Raw genomic sequence first — 19735 nt, forward strand, 5'->3', positions numbered from 1 at the left:
GTATGGCGTTCAGGCGGCCTGGATCCAGTCTCCCAGATTCTTCTCCAGCTGACGCTGGTCGGCGGCAAAGCGCCGGATGCCATCAGCAAGCTTATCGGTGGCCATGGCATCCTCATTGAGGTGCCAGCGGAAGCCGCTCTCATCCAGCGGGGGGTATGTTTCCGTTTGGCTGGCGTTCCCGGGATCCAGGCAACGTTCCAGAGTGCCGGTATCCTGTGACAGCGATTCCAGCAGCTGCGGGCTGATTGTCAGCCGGTCGCAGCCGGCCAGGTGCTCGATCTCGCCCTGGTTGCGGAAACTCGCCCCCATGATGATGGTGCGGTAGTTGTGTGCCTTGTAATAGTCGTAGATGCGCTGTACCGAGCGCACACCGGGATCCTCAGCCGGATCAATGGCATCCAGGCCCGCCTGCGCCAGATGCCAGTCGAGGATACGCCCCACAAATGGCGAAATCAGTGTGGCGCCGGCATCGGCGCAGGCCATCGCCTGGGTGAATGAGAACAGCAGTGTCAGGTTGCACGCAATGCCTTCACGCTCCAGAACCCGGGCTGCCTGGATGCCTTCCCAGGTGGCGGCGATCTTGATCATGACCCTGTCGGTGTCCACGCCCCGTTGGCGGTAGAGTTGTGTAAGCTCGCGGGCACGGGCAATGGTGGCATCACGGTCGAACGACAGGCGCGCATCGACCTCCGTGGAGACCATGCCGGGCACGCTCTCGAGGATCTGTTCTCCCGCCAGTACGGCCAGGCAGTCCCCGGCCAGAACCGGGTCCGGAGAGGCGCTCCGGTCCTGTTCCCGGGCCCAGGCCAGTGCCTGTTCCACCAGGTTGCGATAGGCGTCGGAGGACACGGCCTTGAGCAGCAGCGACGGGTTGGTTGTGGCGTCCCTCGGCTGCCACTGACGGATGGCGTCCAGGTCACCGGTGTCGGCGACCACAGTGGTCATTTGGCGGAGCTGATCAAGTTTGGAAGTCATCGGCTGGTTGCGTCCATTGTGCATCCGGGTGTCTGGAACCCTGAAGGGTAACCCGAGTCACGATAGCGCGCTGTCGCCGGTGTCACAAGCGCGGAATCCGCCTGTCAGGCGGCATCGGCCTTTTCCTGGACCAGCGCCAGCGCATCCCGGACAACCCCGGTGCCGGCCCCGGCGCGATGGGCGTTCTCGCTGAGATGGCGGCGGAACTGGCGGCCGCCCGCACAGCCGTGGAAAAGGTTCATGATGTGGCGGCTCATCGCCTGCAGGGGGACGCCCTCGGCCAGGCGCTGTTCCAGATAGGGAATGAACCGCTCAATGGCCTCTGTACGCGTGATGCAGGGCTCTGGTGTGCCGTGGATCTCCGGGTCCACGCGGCTCAGCAGCCAGGGCTGCTGGTAGGCGGCGCGGCCGATCATGACGCCGTCCACGTGCCGGAGCTGTTCGCGAATGGCGTCCATCTGCCAGAAGCCGCCATTGATGATGATTTCCAGCTGGGGGAACCGTTCCCGCAGGGCATGGACCCAGTCGTACTTCAGTGGCGGCACTTCCCGGTTCTCCTTGGGGCTGAGCCCCTGAAGGATGGCGATGCGCGCGTGTACGATGAAGGTGCGGCATCCGGCCTCCGCGACCCGCTCGATGAAGTGGACCAGGTCCTCCCACTGCTCGTGGCCGTCGATGCCGATGCGGTGTTTGACGGTGACGGGCAGGGCAGTGCTCGCCTTCATGGCGGCCACCGCGCGGGCAACAGTGTCCGGCTCCGCCATCAGGCAGGCGCCGATACGGTTGTTCTGGACCCGGTCGCTGGGGCACCCCACGTTCAGGTTGACCTCATCATAGCCCCAGGCCTCGGCCATGGCCGCGCACTGGGCGAGTTCCGCAGGGTCTGCGCCCCCCAGCTGCAGCGCAACGGGATGCTCCTCCGCGTCATAGTCCAGGAAGCGTGCCCGGTCGCCATGGATGAGGGCGCCAGTGGTTACCATTTCGGTGTAGAGCAGGGCATGACGGGTCAGGCCCCGGACGAACCAGCGGTAGTCCCGGGTGGTGTAGTCCATCATTGGTGCGATGCTGAATTGGCGATCCGGTTCGGGGCGTTGCATGCCGGTCTACTTTTCCTCGGGCTGTTGTTCGGGGCGACAGCGGCTCACCGCGTCCGCAAGGGACTCCAGGAACGCTGTGTAGCCGCCCACGCTGATAGGGATGTCACCCCCGACTGGGTCCCAGCGGCTCACGGCGAGGGGTTGGGGTACATCCAGACCTCGCCACCAGTCACCGCCGAGTTGGGTCTCCGTCATGATACAGGGGAATCGTGCCGCTTCAAGGGACTGCTGGAGGCCGGCGATATGCCGTGCGCTGGGGCTGCGCTCCGGGTTGTTCGTGAGCGTCCCGGCGATGGTCAGCCCGAAGTGATCCGCGAAATAGTGGAACGCATCGTGATAGGTGAACAGCGTAATCACCTGCAGAGGCTCAAGCTGTGCACGGATGCGCTCGGTGGTTTCAACAAGCCTCTGCTCAAAACCTTGGTAATTGCGTTCAATGGCCTGGTCGTCCACCCCGTCCAGTGCGCCCAGGGTTTCCCGGGCACGCCGGGCCATGGCAAGGGCCCTCTCAGGGGACAGCCAGACATGGGGATCCTCGCCGGTGGCGTGGTGGTGCCCATGATCATCATTTTCCGGGGGATTCTGTGGCGCCCCGACCAGCGTCCGGGTCTTGCCGACCAGGGTGCTGTCACTCATGGTCCCCTGCAGGTAGGGTTCCAGCCCGGCCCCCAGCCAGTAGATGCGGTCCGCCTCCGCGAGGCTGCGGCGTTCGGAGGGCCGCATGCTGTAGTGATGGGGGCTGACATCCGCGGGCACCAGCGCCCGGACATCCGCCTGCTCGCCAGCCACTTCCTTGACGATCAGTGCCAGGGGGTGGGTGCTGGTGACAATGAGCGGGCGTTCCGCCCAGGCCGCGGACGAAGTGAAGCCCAGAAGGAGTAGCAACAGGCACAGCAGGCGTCGTCTTATCATAGATCGTTATAACATAACATGTTGGTGGAGGAGCTATTCTATCCAATCATGGCGGGATCGACCATAGGGGAGGATACGGAAGGACGACCCGGCCCGATGGAGGCGTTATAATACGCGCTTTCATCGAGCCGATGCCGACCTATTCGAGGAGCCAGGAACCGACATGACCGTCAGAACCCGAATCGCCCCTTCGCCCACCGGCGACCCGCATGTGGGTACGGCCTATATCGCGCTGTTCAACCAGTGTTTTGCACGCCAGCACGGCGGGCAGTTCATCCTGAGGATTGAGGATACCGACCAGGCCAGAAGCACCCCGGAATCCGAGCAGGCGATCCTGGATTCCCTGCGCTGGCTGGGGCTGGAATGGGACGAGGGGCCGGATGTGGGCGGCGAATACGGTCCCTACCGTCAGTCCGAGCGGCGCGACGAGTATCGTGCCTATGCCGAACAGCTGGTCGAGAGCGGTCATGCGTTCTACTGCTTCCGCAGTCCCGAGGAGCTGGATGCCATCCGTGATGCCCGCCGGGAGCAGGGCCTCAACCCGGGCATCAAGGGGGATCTGGAGCTGCCGGCGGATGAGGTGAGGCGTCGTATGGACGCCGGTGAGCCCTACGTGATCCGGATGAAGGTGCCGGAAGAGGGCGTGTGCGAGATTGAGGACATGCTGCGGGGCACGGTCACCATCGACTGGACCCAGATCGACTGTCAGATCCTGCTCAAGTCCGATGGCATGCCCACGTATCACCTTGCGAACGTCGTCGACGACCACCGGATGGGCATTACCCATGTGATCCGGGGCGAGGAGTGGATCAACTCCGCGCCCAAGCACAGGCTGCTCTATGACTACTTCGGCTGGGACATGCCGACGCTGTGCCACATGCCGCTGCTGCGCAATGAGGACGGAACCAAGCTCAGCAAGCGCAAGAACCCCACCAGCATCGACCTGTATGAGCGGCTCGGTTTCATGCCTGAGGCGGTGCTGAACTTCCTGGGGCGCATGGGCTGGTCCATGCCGGATGAGCGGGAGCGGTTCACGCTTGATGAGATGCAGGCGGAATTCGATATCCATCGGGTCTCGCTTGGTGGGCCCGTGTTCGACCAGGCCAAGCTGCGCTGGCTCAACGGCCTGTGGATCCGCGAGACACTGACCGACGAGGCCTTCATGGACCGGGTGGGGGACTGGTGGTTCAGCCGTGACCAGCTGGCGCCACTGGTGCCGCACCTCAAGAGCCGTGTTGAGACCTTTTCGGATATTGCACCGATGGCGTCGTTCATGTTCTCCGGGATGCTGGATGTGCGCCCCGAGGATTTCCAGCACCGCAAGCTGGAGGAGGAGACCGTGCGGCGGATTCTCCAGTTCGCCCTGTGGCGGCTAGAGGCGGAACGCCACTGGAGCCGGGATACGGTCTTTGCCGATCTCAAGGCGCTTGCGGGTGCCATGGGTCTGAAGCTGGGGGAATTCATGTTCCCGATTTTCGTGGCTGTGGCAGGGACACCCAACTCCTGGTCAGTGGTGGACTCCATGGGGCTTCTGGGCCCGGACGTGAGTCGGGCGCGCCTGCGCCACGCGCTGAATGTGCTGGGCGGTTTTTCGAAGAAACAGGCTAAGAAGGTCGAGAAGGAATACGCGGCACTGGAGACCGGCGAATAAAGGCGGCAATCAGGGGTTGACGCGCCCCTGGGTCGCCACTAATATACGCACCCGTTGGACGCAGTGGGGCCATAGCTCAGCTGGGAGAGCGCGGCGCTGGCAGCGCCGAGGTCGGGAGTTCGAGCCTCCCTGGCTCCACCACTTTTTCAGTCCCGTTCGTCTAGAGGCCTAGGACACTGCCCTTTCACGGCAGTAACAGGGGTTCGAGTCCCCTACGGGACGCCAGATGCAGAAAAGCCGGCCACTTGGCCGGCTTTTTTTATGTCCGGATTCCGGTTCAGCCCTCCGCGATGGCTCCCTTGTTCACCCCTTCAAAGGCATAAACTTCAATCCGGCTTTCCGGTTCCAGCTTCCGGGTTTCATCCCGCAGGTAGCAGGCAATCCATTCCACTGTGGTATCCGGCCCCATGATCTCCGTACGGGCCGCTGGCAGGGTGATTTCGAAATGGCCCTGGTCCGACTCGTAGCTGAACCGGTGATAGGAGATGCCCGCGTCCTCGAAGGTTGCGCTCCGGTCGTCCGCTGTTGCCAGGTAGATATCACGCCAGCGCCCGCCCCAGTAGTGCTCCAGGTCCGGGGCCCGCTCACCGTTGCGCAGGATCTGGATGCGGGAGCGGTGGCCGTGGGCGATGCGCTGGCAGTTGCCGTCGTGTTTCTTGAGCCCGTGGGCGTAGTGGTACCAGGCACCGTCGATCTGCTCCAGGCGCAGATTGATGCGTACGTCGTGGACATTGTCCGGGAGGACCCGCTGAAGGCTTTCTGACAGCCGGGTGGCTATGGCCTGGCGCTCAACGGCTTCTCCGGGGACGGTGGTAACGGCCTGTTCCGGCGAGCGGTGCTCGATCCAGGTACCGTCCTCCAGGTGCCAGCGGAAATGCCCGGGGGAGTCCGGGTCCAGCCATTGCAGTTGGGGGTAATCCGCGGGGATCAGCAGCCGGTGATCCACCTGGTCGTCAATGTGCGCCTTGATGGTGCTTTTGACATGGCCGAAGTCGAACACCATACCGGCATCGTTCAGCTCGCCGGCGAGTTCAATGTCCACAATCCAGCTTTCGCCGACCAGGCCGCGGTGACGGTCCAGGTAGGCAAAGTCAATGACGGTCAGGTTATCAACGAAAAGACGGTTCATGATCCGGTGGCTGCCTGCGCTGTGAAAGGCCGCATGGTAGCAGATCACGCCATGCGGCGGGCAGCGGCTCAACCTATAAGCCCGCCGAGCCAGGCAATGCCGAGACTGAAGATACCCAGGCTGACGGCCAGTGCCATGGTGTAGATCCGCGCTGCCGTGGTTTTCTGCTCGCGCCGGTAGAGGTCCAGGGTACGCTGGGCGACCTCCTCGGAAGTGTCCCGCGCGATGTCATGGGCCTGCTGGACCGCTTCCGACTGCAGGGACTGCCAGAACTCCGTATCCACCGTCTGTGTCGCTGTCAGGTGATCCTTGAGGGCGTTCAGGTCGCTTTCCGTCAGTCCCTGTTGGTTCTGCTCCCGCAGCTCCCGGCGCAGTTCACTGAGTTCATTGCCCAGGTTGAGGGTGACTTCAGCGGCCACTTCATTCTTCAGCGCCTCCAGTCGGTTTTCCACCAGTTCACGGAAATCCGCGGTCTGCTTTTCAATCGCCTCTTCACGCCGGCGTTCACTGTCCTCGATCAGGCGGCGGACATGGTCGTGCTGTTCGTCGAAGAGACTGGAAAGCAGCTCATGCAGCCGGTTGTGGATGTGGGTCTTCACCGCTGAACGCGCGATCTGTTCGATCAGCTCCGTGGTCAGGGGAACGGTGTCCCCCTCGGTTCCCGTGCTCTGGGGGCTGTCCGCAAGCCGCACGCTGGCCCCGGTTTCAAGGGGCTCGGAATCCTCGGGTGGTTCGGCCACATCCTCGGGGGCCGGTGGTTCGGGCAGGGTCCCCTGGTTCAGGTCCTGGGTCAGGGCCGTGAGGATGCTGTCGAGACCGTCCGCCTGCGGGGGTTTGGTGAGGATGTTGTAGACTCCGTATCCCTGCGCTTCCTGAATGAAATCATCCGATTTCTTTGAGGTGCACATGACCACCGGGATGGAGGCGGTTGCCGGGTTGCGCTTGATGGCCTTGGTGGCCTCCACGCCATTCATGCCCGGCATCAGGTGGTCCATGAAGATGACGTCCGGTGGCTGTTCGCTGTTCAGCAGATCCAGAGCCTCCTCGGCGGAGCCCGCCATGCTTACGTCCATGCTCCGGCTCTCAAGGAGTTTGCTCAGGGCGAAGCGGGCGACTTTGGAGTCGTCCACCAGCAGAGCGGTATTGATGGTCATCTGGCTTCCTCTTGCGTACTGCGTTGTTACCGGATGGGCTGACATGGGTCACCACGCCTCCATGGATGGACATTGGGTTTCCCGGTAGCTGCCCTTGCGGTAGCACACTCCCGGCTCCGAAGTGCGGGCGATGAAGACCTCACCTTCCGGCGTGGTCATGCGGACCTCGCCGTAGGGTTCGCCTTCCCGGAACGTGCTTTCAATGCTGGCGCCGCTGGGATGACGGATCTCGCCCTCGCCGTGGAAACGGCCATCGACAAACTGGCCCCGGTACTGGCGCCCACTGCTGAAAGTGCGGACCCCTTCGCCATGGAAACGGTCGTTGGCGAACTCGCCACGGTAATAGCCGCCGTTGGGGTAGGTCAGGCGGCCCTCGCCGTGCAGCTCGCCGTCCCGGAAATCACCCACGTACATGAGTCCTTCAGCGGTGGTGAGGGTGCCGTGCCCGTTAAGCTCGCCGTCTTCCCAGTTACCGGTGAAGGTGTCGCCGTTGCTGGCGGTGAGTGTGCCACGGCCGTGGTACTCGCCATCCTGGAAATCGCCCTCATAGACATCACCATTGGGGCGCTGCAGGTTGCCTTCGCCATGCATGGTGCCCTGCCGCCACTCGCCTTCATAGATGCGCCCGTCCGGGAAGTGGGCTGTCCCCTCGCCGTGGAACTCACCGTTGCGGAATTCGCCCTCGTAGGTGAGGCCGTCGCTGTCGCGGTAGGTGCCTTCGCCGGTTTTCACGCCGTGTTCCCAGGTGCCGTTGCGGTAACGGACAGTGGTGTAGCGCTCAAGGCGCGCCATCAGGGTGGGGGAGTCGCCGGCATCCAGGTGGATCCGCTCGCGCCAGGTACTGTGTTTCGGTTTGCTGATCTCGATGGTGTAGGTTCCGGGGGCCAGCTCCAGGTCCATGGCGGTGGACCCCCGGGGCTTGCCATTGATCCGCACCTGGTCGTCGTAGACGTTGGAGCGCAGTGTCAGCCGGGCTTGTGTCGGCTGCTGCTTTTTCTTCTGCTCCGCCTTTCCGCCGGCGGTGGGCTGGGAATCAGCTGCCATTTCGGCGCGAGCGTCATCAGGCGTGTTTTCGGAGCTGCTACCCGTATCAGGTACGGAAACGGCCGGGATGACCCGAGGAATCCTGTCGGCGCTGGCCTGGGATCTGTCTGCTGGGGCGCGCTCATCACCCGCGCTGGTTTGCGTCTCCCCGGAAGAGGAGGGGGAAACCGCCGGAATGCGTGAGCCCACCAGCTCCGGAGAGCGCTGGATGGTGGCAAAGCCGGCCGTCACCAGCAGCATGATCGCGAGAAAATTCGCAAACAGCAGTGGTCTGTAGTCGATCATTGCATGCCACTCCGTTCATTGCGGCACCGCGGGTCAGGCAGGGGGCAATGGCGGCCACCTGTTCAGTCTGACTTCATGTTATCGGAGAACGGGTACTGGCTGCGTGAAGTGACGCACTTTTCAGGCGTTTTCCGAGCGGCTCTGCTGCTGCAGTTCCTCCCAGGCGCGCATATGCACGTCTGCTTCGTACTCGTAGGGCGATTTGAACGGCGTCAGGACCAGGTCAAAGACCGCGAAAAGCAGGCCCACGGAAAGCCAGGACAGTACCAGCGTCTCCAGGGTGGTGGCCTGGACCTGGGCGGTTGCGTCCACGAAGCGCTCCAGGTGCGGCAGGGCGTTGTCCACCAGCGCCACGGGATTGAAGCGGGCGAACACCAGCGGAATCCAGAATCCCAGAAATACCGGGAAGAATCCGAAGGACCAGAGGATCCGGCGGATCAGATAGATCGCCAGCGCGTTGACGTATCGCCGCCGCAGTTCCGGTATGCCCCGGATCTCTTCCAGGTAGCGCTTGCGTTCAACCCAGTAGGCTTCAACCCGCGGACGGGATCCGGAAGTCTCGGTATGCTCGTTTTGGCTGGTCAATGATTGTCCATGCATAAGTTGCCCAGTGTCCCCTCACTATAAACAAGATGTGAGCGGTTGCCAGAGGCCACCCCGCTACGGCTGTGGGAACACGGGCGCGCAACCGCTAGAATGGCGGCACATTCATCGGACAGGACGAGAGCATGCTGGATCAGGCGGAACCGCAGGTTCACCCGGCTTTCGAGTGGGTACGCAATCACCGGATCGAGACACTTCACCTGGAGGTGGAGGAGTACCGCCATCGGGCCACCGGGGCATGCCATCTGCATCTCGCTTCAGACAACGACGAGAACGTTTTCCTCGTGGCACTGCGGACCTTCCCCATGGACTCCACCGGGGTCGCGCACATCCTCGAGCACACGGCCCTGTGCGGGAGCGAGAACTACCCCACGCGCGATCCGTTCTTCATGATGATCCAGCGTTCGCTGAACACCTTCATGAACGCGCTGACCAGCAGTGACTGGACTGCCTATCCGTTTGCCAGTCGCAACCGGAAGGATTTCGACAACCTGCTCTCGGTCTATCTGGATTCCGTGTTCTTTTCCAATCTGGACCCGCTGGATTTCGCCCAGGAGGGCCACCGGCTCGAATTCGAGACTCCGGACGACCCCAGTACGCCACTGGTGCACAGGGGCGTGGTCTACAACGAGATGAAGGGCGCTATGAGTTCGCCGGTGTCACAGCTCTGGCAGACGCTGTCCAAGCATCTGTTCCCGACCACGACCTATCATTACAACAGCGGCGGCGAGCCGGACCATATCGTGGACCTGACCTATGACCAGCTGGTCCAGTTCTATCGCCGCCACTACCACCCCAGCAACGCGATCTTCGCCACCTTCGGCGATATCCCGGCGCGCGAGCACCAGGAGCGTTTTGAATCCCTGGCGCTGAACCGGTTCCAGGCGGCGGAGATCGACCTGCCGGTGCGCAATGAGAAGCGCTACTACGCCCCTGTGAGGGTTCAGGAGCATTACGGCGTGGACCCGGACGAGGGCACTGACAACCGGACCCATGTGGTCATGGGCTGGCTGCTGGGGGAGAGCTTCGACCTGGAGAAGAACCTTGAGGCGGAACTGCTCACAGCCGTTCTGCTGGAAAACAGTGCCTCGCCGCTGCTGCAGGCTCTGGAGACCACCAGCCTGGGGCAGGCACCCTCGCCGCTGTGCGGGCTCGAGGATTCCAACCGGGAAATGACCTTTGTCTGCGGCATCGAAGGCACGGAGCCGGAGCAGGCCGGCGACGTGGAGAATCTGATTCTTGAGACACTGGAGCAGGTGGCACGCGAGGGCGTCGCCCATGAGAAGCTGGAGGCCATCGTGCACCAGCTGGAACTGCAGCAGCGCGAGATCTCGGGTGACGGGTTCCCCTACGGTCTGCAGCTGATCATGCAGGCGCTCTCGCCCATGGTGCACGGTGGTGATCCGGTGGATCTGCTCGACCTGGAGCCGGTACTGGAACGGCTTCGTGAACGCATCCGGGATCCGGAGTATGTGCCCGGGCTGATCCGGCGCCTGCTTCTGGACAACCCTCACCGGGTGCGCCTGGCACTGGCGCCGGACACCGGCCTCAACGAACGCCGGGAACAGGCGGTGCGGCAGGCGCTGGACGAGCAGAAGGCGAGCCTGACCGAAGAGGAGCAGCGGACCCTGGTCGAGCAGGCGCAGGCCCTGCAGGCGCGCCAGAACCAGGAAGCGGACGACAGCATGCTGCCGCGCGTGGGCATCGAGGATGTGCCGGCGTCGCTGAAGATCCCGGAAGGGGAGTCCGACGCGTCCGGGCGCATCACCCGCTATCACATGGGCACCAATGGCCTGGTGTACCAGCAGCTTGTGGCGCCGCTGCCGGATCTCGCCCCGGAACAGCGCCAGCTTCTGCCCATCTATTCGAGCATGCTGAGCGAGGTGGGTGCGGGCTCCGAGGACTATCTGCGTATGCAGGACCGCATCTCGGCGGGCAGTGGTGGCATCAGCGGGGCGGCCACTATCAAGGGCAACGTTGACGATGTCCAGTCCGTGCGCGGCTACTTTACCCTGGGCGGCAAGGCCCTGGCCGCGAACAGCGACGATCTCGCCGGGCTTCTGCATGACGTTGCCTCTGCCGCACGGTTTGACGAAAAAGAGCGGGTGCGTGAGCTGGTGGCGCAGATGCGCGCCCGCAGGGAACATTCCATCACCGGCAGCGGTCACGCATTGGCCATGGGTGCGGCTTCACACGGGGCCAGCCCCGGCGCCCGCCTGACCTATGAACTCGGTGGGCTCGAGGGCATCCGCCAGCTTGTGGCTCTGGATGACCGCCTGGACGACAGCGCCGAGCTTGACCGCTTCTGCCAGCGCTTGTCGGAGCTTCATGAGCGGATCCACGCGGGCGGGCCGGACTTTCTGCTGATTGGCGAGAGCAGTGGACTGGAAGGCTCCGAGGCCGCTGTGCGTGGCCACTGGTCCCTGGATGGGGATCGGGCTGAAGGTGGCTTCCATCTGGATCCGGTGAGTGAACAGGTCAACGAAGGCTGGCTGACCGCGACCCAGGTGAACTTCTGCGCCCGGGCCTTTCCGACAGTGCCGGTGGAACATCCGGATGCGGCGCCGCTGAGCGTTCTGGGTGTGCTGCTGCGCAATGACAACCTGCACCGCAGTATCCGGGAGCAGGGCGGCGCCTACGGCAGCGGCGCGGGGCAGGACAGCGCCAACGGGGTTTTCCGTTTCTTCTCCTATCGCGACCCGCGCCTCGAGGAGACCCTGGCCGACTTCGATCGCTCACTGGAGTGGCTGCATGCTGGTGGGCAGACTGCGGCCTCCGTGGAAGAGGCCATACTGGGCGTGATCTCCCAGCTGGACCGGCCGCGCTCACCGGCGGGCGAAGCACGCTTCGCGTATCAGAGCCGGCTGTTCGGGCGCACGCCCGAGCAGCAGCAGCGCTTCCGGGAACGGGTTCTGGCGGTGGACCTGGCCTCCATGCAGGAGGCTGCCGAACGCTGGCTCACGCCTGACCGGGCCAGCACGGCCGTTGTGACCGGCCACGGCAACCGTCAGAAGCTGGCCGATCTGGGCATGAAGGTGCTCGAAATCTGATCAGCGCGCCCGGCGTTCGATCCCGGTCTGGACCAGGAGGCGGGTGGAGATTTCCTCCACCGAGTAGTCTGTGGTGTTCAGATTCGGGATCCGCTCGCGGCGGTACATGCTCTCCGCTTCGCTGACTTCCATCATGCACTGGCGCAGAGACGCGTAACCGGAGTTGGGGCGGCGTTCATTGCGGATCGCCGACAGCCGGTTGGGGTCAATGGTCAGCCCGAAAAGCTTCTGCCGGTGGGGCTGCAGGGCCGAGGGAATGCGCTGCTCCTCCATATCCTCCTCGGTGAGCGGGTAGTTCGCTGCCTTGATCCCGTACTGCAGGGCCAGATACAGGCATGTGGGCGTCTTGCCGCTGCGTGACGGGCCGATCAGGATGACGTCGGCATCGTCGTAGTAGCGTGTGCGGGCGCCGTCGTCGTTCTCCAGCGCGTAGTTCACCGCCTTGATCCGCTCTTCATAGCCCCCATCGCGGGAGATGGCGTGGGATTTACCCACGGTGTAGGAGGAACTGGAATGGAGTTCGTTCTCCAGTGGCGACAGGAAGGTACCGAAGATGTCCACCATGAAAGCGTCGGCCCCGGACAGTTCGCCCCGGATCTCGCTGTCCACAATGGTGTCGAAGGTCAACGGCCGTGCCCCATCAAGTTCGCCCGCCTTGTTGATCTGCGCCACCGCTTCCCGGGCCTTCTGCACGGAGTCGATGTAGGGCAGGGTGATCTTCTCGAACTGGATGCTGTCGAACTGCGCCAGGAGGCTGTTGCCAAGGGCCTCCGCGGTAATGCCGGTGCCGTCGGAGATGAAGAATGCGGTGCGTTTCATGGGGCGAGGGGCTCCCTCCTGATTTTCCGGTATCCTAGGCCGATACGTTCGGTGTGTGAACCCGGACCGCGCAATGGTGGAGATGACCCCGCCGGTTACAGTATGATACGCGGGCTCTGCAGGGCGCGTGGCGCCCCGGGTGACAGGCAATAACGAGGGAGATGGGCTTTGGACGATTTCATCATCGGTTTCGAGCAACTCGGCATGGACGATGTCGAACGCGTGGGCGGCAAGAATGCCTCCCTCGGGGAGATGATTAGTAACCTCGCCAATGCCGGTGTGACGGTACCCGGTGGGTTCGCCACCACAGCACAGGCCTACCGCGAGTTTCTTGAGAAGGACGGGCTGCGCCAGCGCATTGATGAGACCCTGGACAGTCTGGACATCAATGATGTGAACGAACTGGCGAGGGTCGGCGCTAAGATCCGCCAGTGGATCATCGATACACCTTTTCCGCCGGCACTGGAACAGGCGATTGCGGACCGCTTCGGCGCCATGCAGGAGGGGAACGAACGCATGGCGGTGGCGGTGCGCTCCTCGGCGACGGCGGAAGACCTGCCGGACGCCTCCTTTGCGGGCCAGCAGGAGACCTTCCTGAATATTGTGGGGCTGGACAACGTCAAGCTCGCCATCAAGGAGGTGTTCGCCTCCCTGTTCAATGACAGGGCGATTTCCTATCGGGTGCATCACGGCTTTGACCACAACAAGGTGGCGCTATCCGCCGGTATCCAGCGCATGGTGCGAAGCGAGACCGGAAGCAGTGGTGTGATGTTCACCCTCGATACCGAATCCGGTTTCCAGGAGGTGGTGTTCATTACCGCCTCCTATGGTCTGGGTGAGACCGTTGTGCAGGGTGCGGTGAACCCGGACGAATTCTACGTGCACAAGCCAACGTTCGAGGCCGGGCGCCCTGCCGTTCTGCGGCGCAATCTGGGCAGCAAAGCCATCAAGATGGTCTATGCCGGTGACGGTGAAATGGGCCGCTCGGTGGAGACGGTCAAGGTGGATGCCGAGGACCGTAACCGGTTCTGTCTCAGCGATGAGGACGTCACCGAGCTGACCAGCCAGGCCCTGACGATCGAGAAACACTATGGGCGGCCCATGGACATCGAATGGGCCAAGGACGGTGACACCGGCAAGCTGTTCATTGTGCAGGCGCGGCCGGAAACGGTCCGCAGTCGCAAGGGCCTGCACACCATGGAGCGCTACCTGCTCAAGGAGAAGGGGACAGTGCTGGTTGAGGGACGGAGCATCGGCCACCGCATCGGTGCCGGCCCGGCCCGGATCGTCACCAGCATCAACGAGATGGACCGCGTCCAGGAAGGGGACGTGCTGGTAACGGACATGACCGATCCCGACTGGGAGCCGGTCATGAAGCGTTCGGCGGCGATCATCACAGACCGTGGCGGGCGTACCTGTCACGCGGCCATCATTGCACGTGAGCTGGGTATTCCCGCTGTCGTGGGTTGCGGCAATGCATCAGAACTCATTCACGAAGGCCAGGAGCTCACGGTTTCCTGCGCTGAGGGCGATACCGGGCTGGTTTACGACGGCCGTCTGGATTTCGAACTGCGCGAGAATTCCGTTGAGTCCATGCCGAATCTGCCGTTCCGCATCATGATGAACGTCGGCAATCCGGATCGGGCCTTCGATTTCCAGGCCATGCCGAACGAGGGTGTGGGTCTTGCCCGGCTGGAGTTCATCATCAACCGCATGATCGGTGTTCACCCCAAGGCGCTGCTGAATTTCGAATCACTGCCGGGGGACATCAAGCAGACGGTCGAGAAGCGCATCGCCGGTTACGATTCGCCGGTGGATTTCTACATCGACAAACTGGTGGAGGGCATCTCCACACTGGCGGCAGCGTTCTATCCCAAGCCCGTCATCGTGCGGCTGTCGGACTTCAAATCCAATGAGTATGCCAACCTGATCGGGGGCACCCTGTACGAGCCGGATGAAGAAAACCCGATGCTCGGCTTCCGGGGGGCTTCCCGCTACATCTCGGATTCCTTCCGGGACTGCTTTGAACTTGAGTGCCGGGCACTGACCCGGGTCCGGGAAGAGATGGGCCTGAACAACGTAGAGGTCATGGTGCCGTTCGTACGCACTCCAGGTGAGGGGCGCCAGGTGGTGGAACTGCTGGCGGAGAACGGTCTCGAGCGCGGTCGTGAGGATCTGCGCGTGATCATGATGTGTGAGCTGCCAGCCAATGCCCTCCAGGCCGAGGAATTCCTGGAGCATTTTGATGGCTTCTCCATCGGCTCCAATGACCTGACCCAGCTCACGCTCGGGCTGGACCGGGATTCCGGGATCGTGGCCCACCTCTTTGATGAACGTAACGAGGCGGTCAAGTCGTTGCTGGCCAGTGCCATAGCCGCCTGCCGCAAGGCCAATAAGTACGTCGGCATCTGCGGCCAGGGGCCCTCGGACCATCCGGACCTGGCCAAATGGCTGATGGAGCAGGGCATCGACAGTGTTTCTCTGAATCCGGATTCGGTTCTGGACACCTGGTTCTTCCTGGCGGAAGGGCAGCACTCCTGATCGTCCGGTGGAACCCCAGGCAGGCTTGAGGAAGGCGGGTATGCAGAGCAGCAGCCGATTGTTTCCGGTGACGCTGTCGGCCACCGAAATGGCCGCTGACCTCTATGAGGACGTGTATCTGCTGAACCCGGGCGTGAGTCCGGATCCCAGTGTCCGCATCGCCGTGACGCGGGTGCGTGATCCGGCCTGGCAGGGCCGGCGCGTGCCGGTGGTGCTCATCCACCGGGAGTTCCAGAACAAACGCCAGTGGCTCTCGCCCGGAGGGGAGGGTCTGGCGGGGCTGCTTGCCCGTTACGGATTTGACGTCTGGCTGCCGGAGATGCGCGGCCATGGCATGTCCCCCCGTAACCGCGACTGGGCCCTGGGTCACATTGCGCTGCTGGCGGAGGAGGACCTTCCTCCGGTGCAGCGGTTCGTGGAAGAGCAGAGCGGCGTGCCCCCGGCCTGGCTGGGGCAGGGGCTTGGTGCCCGCATGCTGGCGCATGCCCTGATCAACAATCATCGCTTTCTGCGCCTGGTGCCCGCTGCGGTCTTTGTGGACCCCGGTCGGGCGGATGCCCACTGGACGGAATCCGAGGCCACCATGGGCGAGAAACTGGGGCTCCGTCGTCGCCAGCGTTTCCTTGGCGGTCTGCACGGCTGGGGGCCGGAGGATGAGCCCAGCGCCCTGTTCCGGGACCTTTACCGGACCCAGAAACGTTATCGCAGGGGCAAGGGACACCCCACCCACGAGGGGCTGCGCGTCATCCGCTGCCCGGGTCTGGTGGTCGGTGTCGAGGATGATGAGGCCACTGTGCGCGGTTTCGCGGGCAATCTTGGCGGACAGGTCCGCCACACCCTGGGGCCGGGGGAAGGGGGCAGAAGCGCCGCCGGTCAGAGTGTCCTGGGAACGGCGCTTCAGGATGACATCCGCGCCTGGCTGACAGAACATACCCGCGACCTGCGGGCGGACAGTATTGACTGAAATCGCAACTGGATCAGGAGGAAATCGTGTCGCAAGAGACAATCGTTACACCGGATCTTGTGGATGAGCATCCGGAAGTGGCTGTGGTGGAGCCCATGTTCGTTAACCTGGGCGGGCGCAGCGCTTTTGGTGGTGAGATCGTGACCGTGAAATGCTTTGAGGACAACTCCGTGGTCAAGGAGCAGGTTGGCAAGGAGGGGCATGGCAGGGTTCTCGTTGTCGACGGCGGCGGTTCGCTGCGCATCGCCCTTCTGGGTGACATGCTGGCGGAGAAGGCGTCGAAGAATGGCTGGCAGGGCGTGATTGTCTACGGCTGCATCCGCGATGTGGACGTGATCGGTGAGACGGACATCGGTGTCCAGGCCCTGGCCACCCACCCGCGCAAGAGTGAAAAGCGTGGTCTGGGAGATCTTAACGTGGCCGTGAGTTTCGGCGGTGTCACCTTTGAACCCGGTCATTACGTCTATGCCGACAACAACGGCATCATCGTATCCGCCGAGCCGCTGCCGGAAGTCTCCGTGTAACAGGCGCCTTAATCTTTGACGCCTGCTGCCCCCTCCCGGTATAACGTATTGAACCAGTAACAATAACAACCTTGGGACGGGACAATCTCATGACTGGAGATTCAATGCGGGATACCTCCGAGAAGCGCGATTTCATCCGTATGCACGTGGATACGGTGATTGAGCTTTTCGAGGAGGGCAGCGATCAGCGTATGGAAGGACGCTGCGTGGACCTGAGCGCCACGGGCATGGCGGTAGAGATGGAACGGGAGCTGGCTGAGGGGCAGCGGGTGCACACCTCGCTGCCCTCAAAAAACCCCGATTTTCCGCCGTTCGAGACCGTTGCCACCGTGCTGAGGAGCGAGTCGATTGATGGCGGCCGCTGGCGGGTGGGTCTGCGGATCGAGGAGGTCAAACGCTGAGCCTGACCATGGTCAGGCCCAGTTGTCGCTCTTGCGACTGGGTTTGAGCAGCGGGAAGATAACCGCAATGAAAATGCCCGCAATCACCAGGCCGCCACCGGTGAGGAGGTAGCTGGATTCACGGCTGTCCTCGAGGCGCTGGTTCTCGTTGGTCAGCAGCTCAACCTCCTTGCGCAGCTCCTGGCGTTCCTCGCGCAGTTCGCGGTTGCGTTTCTCGAGGTTGATCGCGTCCTGGGAGATGGACCGGATGCGCTCCAGCTCGTCACTGGTTTCACTGAGTTCCGATTCCAGGGACTGTTTCTCCTGCTGAACCTGTTCGAGCTTAGATCGGGTCTCCTCCAGCTGTGAGCGTGCTCCGGAGAGATCCTCTTCAGTGCTGGCCAGTTGCTGCTTTACATCCTGGAGTCGTTCTTCCGCGATGCGCTCGGAACTCAGGAACCGGCTTGCGATGTAGCCCTCCTCACCATCACCAAAGCGCACGCGCGAGTAGCCGGTCTCCTCATCTTCCTCCAGCACCTCTACAGCGGTACCGCTGCGCAGGGCGGACTCAATGATCCGGTACTCGTTGCCCGGACCGGTGCGGACGGGGACGTAGATCACGTCGTCCACATACTTGGTTTGAGCCTGTGCCACGGAGGCAAACACAAGCAGCAGCGGCACGATGCAACGTAATGCTCTGTTCATGCCTTTCTGTGGGGTCATGATGTTATTCCCTGTTAAACGAAGTCCGGATTCTGCCACAGCGTATTCGCCTTGCCCAGTGAGGCTCAGGGGAGTACCGGTTTGAATGGTCTGACTGTAACCTTCTCGTAAACTCCGGCTTCCACATAGGGGTCCGCATCGGCCCATGCCTGTGCCGCGGTCAGGGATTCAAACTCTGCTACCACCAGGCTCCCGGTGAAACCAGCTTCTCCCGGCTCAGTGGTATCCTCGGCCGGAAAGGGGCCGGCCATGAGCAGGCGCCCTTCGCTCTTGAGAGCCTCAAGGCGCTCAAGGTGCGCAGCACGGGCCTGCTTGCGGCGCTCAAGACTGTCTGCGACATCGTTGGCGATGATGGCGTAGAACATAGGGATCTCCTGCCTGGAATAACGGGTGCGTATGAGTGGCAACAGCCGCCTATGATAAGCTGCCCCCGTCTTTACGCCAATCCCGGCACGGCGCCTTATTTCCCGGAGTATTATGCACATCGACGGACACAGTCCGCTGCTAACGGACCTGCATTGCCACAGCACCGCCTCCGACGGCGGCCTTTCACCGGCCTCAGTGGTGGCCCGCGCCTCGGAGAACGGTGTGGGCGTCCTGGCGCTGACCGACCATGACACCATTGCCGGTATGGGCGAGGCCCGGGAGGCGGCTGTGGCTGACGGCATGCACCTGGTGAGCGGCGTGGAGCTGTCCTGCCTCTGGCGTGGCCAGACCATCCATGTAGTGGCCCTGGATTTCGATCCGGACGAGCCGGGGTTTCTGCAGGTGCTGGAAGGGCAGGAGAGTGTCCGGCACCAGCGCGCGGGCACCATTGACGAGCGGCTCCGGAAACAGGGTCTGCCCTCGGTGCTGGAACAGGCACGGGATCTGGCAGCCGGTGTTCCGGGGCGCCCCCACTTTGCCCGGGCGCTGGTTGATGCTGGCGTGGTCCCCGGGGAGCGGCAGGCGTTCCAGCGTTATCTGGGAACCGGGAAGGTGGGAGACGTGGCGACCTGCTGGCCGGAACTGGCAGTGGTTGTTGGATGGATCCGTGAGGCGGGTGGTATTCCAGTACTGGCGCATCCCCGCCGTTACGGGCTGACCAACAATAAGCTGAGGAAGCTGGTACAGGCGTTCCTGGATGCGGGAGGTCAGGCTCTGGAGGTGCTCAGTGCCGGCCATTCGCCTCAGGATAGCGGCTATCTCACGCGCCTGTGCCTGGATGGTGGGCTTTGGGCTTCCGGGGGCAGTGACTTCCACTGGCCGGAGCGGCCCTGGTCGGAGCTGGGCCGCCTTCCGGAACTGCCCGCCGGGCCTGACCCGGTCTGGCGGCACTTCCGCAGGGAAACACAGGCCCGTCTTCAGGGCGAATGATAGTGCAGGTAGAGATCCGTCAGGAGTTCCGGTATGGCGTCGGCATAGTCCGCCAGGCGCTTGGGGTCCCTGCGGGCCTGCTGGAAGGCTTCATCATCGAACAGGTTTGAGAGGGTCAGGATAGGCGTCATCAGCTGTCCCACCGTTTCCTCGTCCTCGCCCAGCCACTGATCCTCATCCAGCAGGAAGGTGTCTGTGAAACCGGCACACCAGTTCTCAAGCGCCTCCTCGGCGGTGTCGTCATCCTCGGGTTCGGGCAGCTCCAGCGTCTGACCCTGTTCCAGCTCCTGCTGGATGGTCCTGGCGAGCCGCGATACCAGTGTCCCGAACTCGTCGGGCATGGCGTCGCCACCGGCCTCGGGCTGGCCGGTGGCAATCGCGTGGATGCGCTCCGCCGACACCGGTGCCGGCCCCACGACTGAGGCCGTGACCACGCCGTGCAGGCCAAACACATCCAGTGCCTCATCGCCCTGTCCGGGGGCGAACAGGATTGATTCCAGGGTTTCCACGTCCTGATCAGTCAGCATA

General features: G+C 63.1%; 18 protein-coding genes and 2 tRNA genes. 9 read left to right on the plus strand and 11 right to left on the minus strand.

Annotated features, from left to right (window positions below; genetic code table 11):
* Nucleotides 1-9: 9 nt before the first annotated feature.
* The 3 genes from tal to F3089_RS02955 form a co-directional block, all read right to left on the minus strand.
* A complete protein-coding gene (gene tal, locus F3089_RS02945; protein WP_151439372.1) occupies nt 10-975 on the minus strand; it encodes a transaldolase in 966 nt (321 codons plus the stop codon).
* A gap of 104 nt (nt 976-1079) precedes the next feature.
* Complete coding sequence (gene dusA, locus F3089_RS02950; RefSeq protein WP_151439373.1) at nt 1080-2072, minus strand: tRNA dihydrouridine(20/20a) synthase DusA; 993 nt, start codon at nt 2070-2072, stop codon at nt 1080-1082.
* A gap of 6 nt (nt 2073-2078) precedes the next feature.
* Nucleotides 2079-2984 carry a metal ABC transporter substrate-binding protein gene (locus F3089_RS02955; RefSeq protein ID WP_151439374.1) on the minus strand — a complete coding sequence of 302 codons (906 nt, stop codon included), beginning with the start codon at nt 2982-2984 and terminating at the stop codon, nt 2079-2081.
* Nucleotides 2985-3147: 163 nt separating this feature from the next.
* On the opposite strand from F3089_RS02955, the gene gltX reads away from it, so the two are divergent.
* The 3 genes from gltX to F3089_RS02970 all read left to right on the plus strand — a co-directional run bounded on the left by gltX (nt 3148) and on the right by F3089_RS02970 (nt 4860).
* Complete coding sequence (gltX, locus tag F3089_RS02960; protein ID WP_151439375.1) at nt 3148-4635, plus strand: glutamate--tRNA ligase; 1488 nt, start codon at nt 3148-3150, stop codon at nt 4633-4635.
* Nucleotides 4636-4700: 65 nt separating this feature from the next.
* Nucleotides 4701-4776: transfer RNA gene (locus tag F3089_RS02965), tRNA-Ala, on the plus strand.
* Nucleotides 4777-4784: 8 nt separating this feature from the next.
* Nucleotides 4785-4860 (plus strand) — tRNA-Glu (locus F3089_RS02970).
* Nucleotides 4861-4912: 52 nt separating this feature from the next.
* Here the strand turns inward: F3089_RS02970 and F3089_RS02975 are convergent.
* The 4 genes from F3089_RS02975 to F3089_RS02990 form a co-directional block, all read right to left on the minus strand.
* Nucleotides 4913-5764 carry a 6-carboxytetrahydropterin synthase gene (locus F3089_RS02975; RefSeq protein ID WP_151439376.1) on the minus strand — a complete coding sequence of 284 codons (852 nt, stop codon included), beginning with the start codon at nt 5762-5764 and terminating at the stop codon, nt 4913-4915.
* A gap of 68 nt (nt 5765-5832) precedes the next feature.
* Nucleotides 5833-6918 (minus strand): response regulator, encoded by a 1086-nt coding sequence (locus F3089_RS02980; protein WP_151439377.1) that lies wholly within the window; start codon nt 6916-6918, stop codon nt 5833-5835.
* A gap of 48 nt (nt 6919-6966) precedes the next feature.
* Nucleotides 6967-8247: an MORN repeat-containing protein gene (locus F3089_RS02985; protein ID WP_151439378.1), complete on the minus strand. Its 1281-nt coding sequence runs from the start codon at nt 8245-8247 to the stop codon at nt 6967-6969.
* Between the two features lie 120 nt (nt 8248-8367).
* Entirely contained in the window at nt 8368-8832 is a 465-nt protein-coding gene (locus tag F3089_RS02990) for a hypothetical protein (RefSeq protein ID WP_225741655.1), read from the minus strand.
* 143 nt (nt 8833-8975) lie between these two features.
* On the opposite strand from F3089_RS02990, the gene F3089_RS02995 reads away from it, so the two are divergent.
* Nucleotides 8976-11900, plus strand: a complete 2925-nt coding sequence (locus tag F3089_RS02995; RefSeq protein WP_151439380.1) for an insulinase family protein — start codon at nt 8976-8978, stop codon at nt 11898-11900.
* Here the strand turns inward: F3089_RS02995 and ppsR are convergent, their stop codons facing one another.
* Nucleotides 11901-12719, minus strand: coding sequence for a posphoenolpyruvate synthetase regulatory kinase/phosphorylase PpsR (gene ppsR, locus F3089_RS03000; protein ID WP_151439381.1), 819 nt, complete (start codon nt 12717-12719; stop codon nt 11901-11903).
* 168 nt (nt 12720-12887) lie between these two features.
* Between ppsR and ppsA the strand changes: the two genes are divergently transcribed.
* The 4 genes from ppsA (at nt 12888) to F3089_RS03020 (ending at nt 17149) form a co-directional block, all read left to right on the plus strand.
* On the plus strand, nt 12888-15260 hold the full coding sequence (ppsA, locus tag F3089_RS03005; RefSeq protein WP_151439382.1) for a phosphoenolpyruvate synthase: 2373 nt from the start codon (nt 12888-12890) through the stop codon (nt 15258-15260).
* Between the two features lie 40 nt (nt 15261-15300).
* Nucleotides 15301-16224: an alpha/beta fold hydrolase gene (locus tag F3089_RS03010; protein ID WP_151439383.1), complete on the plus strand. Its 924-nt coding sequence runs from the start codon at nt 15301-15303 to the stop codon at nt 16222-16224.
* Nucleotides 16225-16265: 41 nt separating this feature from the next.
* Nucleotides 16266-16748 carry a ribonuclease E activity regulator RraA gene (rraA, locus tag F3089_RS03015; RefSeq protein ID WP_192497274.1) on the plus strand — a complete coding sequence of 161 codons (483 nt, stop codon included), beginning with the start codon at nt 16266-16268 and terminating at the stop codon, nt 16746-16748.
* Nucleotides 16749-16837: 89 nt separating this feature from the next.
* Entirely contained in the window at nt 16838-17149 is a 312-nt protein-coding gene (locus F3089_RS03020; protein WP_151439385.1) for a PilZ domain-containing protein, read from the plus strand.
* 12 nt (nt 17150-17161) lie between these two features.
* On the opposite strand, the gene F3089_RS03025 is transcribed toward F3089_RS03020, so the two are convergent.
* Nucleotides 17162-17851, minus strand: coding sequence for a TIGR04211 family SH3 domain-containing protein (locus F3089_RS03025; protein WP_202405640.1), 690 nt, complete (start codon nt 17849-17851; stop codon nt 17162-17164).
* 65 nt (nt 17852-17916) lie between these two features.
* Nucleotides 17917-18216, minus strand: coding sequence for a YciI family protein (locus F3089_RS03030; protein ID WP_151439386.1), 300 nt, complete (start codon nt 18214-18216; stop codon nt 17917-17919).
* Nucleotides 18217-18328: 112 nt separating this feature from the next.
* Here F3089_RS03030 and F3089_RS03035 point away from each other — a divergent pair, with 112 nt between their 5' ends.
* Entirely contained in the window at nt 18329-19207 is an 879-nt protein-coding gene (locus tag F3089_RS03035; RefSeq protein ID WP_151439387.1) for a PHP domain-containing protein, read from the plus strand.
* Here F3089_RS03035 and F3089_RS03040 read toward each other — a convergent pair.
* The gene (locus F3089_RS03040; protein WP_151439388.1) at nt 19195-19734 is read right to left on the minus strand and encodes a YecA/YgfB family protein; all 540 of its coding nucleotides are present in this window, start codon (nt 19732-19734) and stop codon (nt 19195-19197) included. The genes F3089_RS03035 and F3089_RS03040 overlap by 13 nt on opposite strands.
* Nucleotide 19735: the final 1 nt, after the last annotated feature.

The organism is Halospina sp. K52047b, assembly GCF_008709855.1.
GTDB lineage: Bacteria > Pseudomonadota > Gammaproteobacteria > Pseudomonadales > Oleiphilaceae > Halospina > Halospina utahensis_B.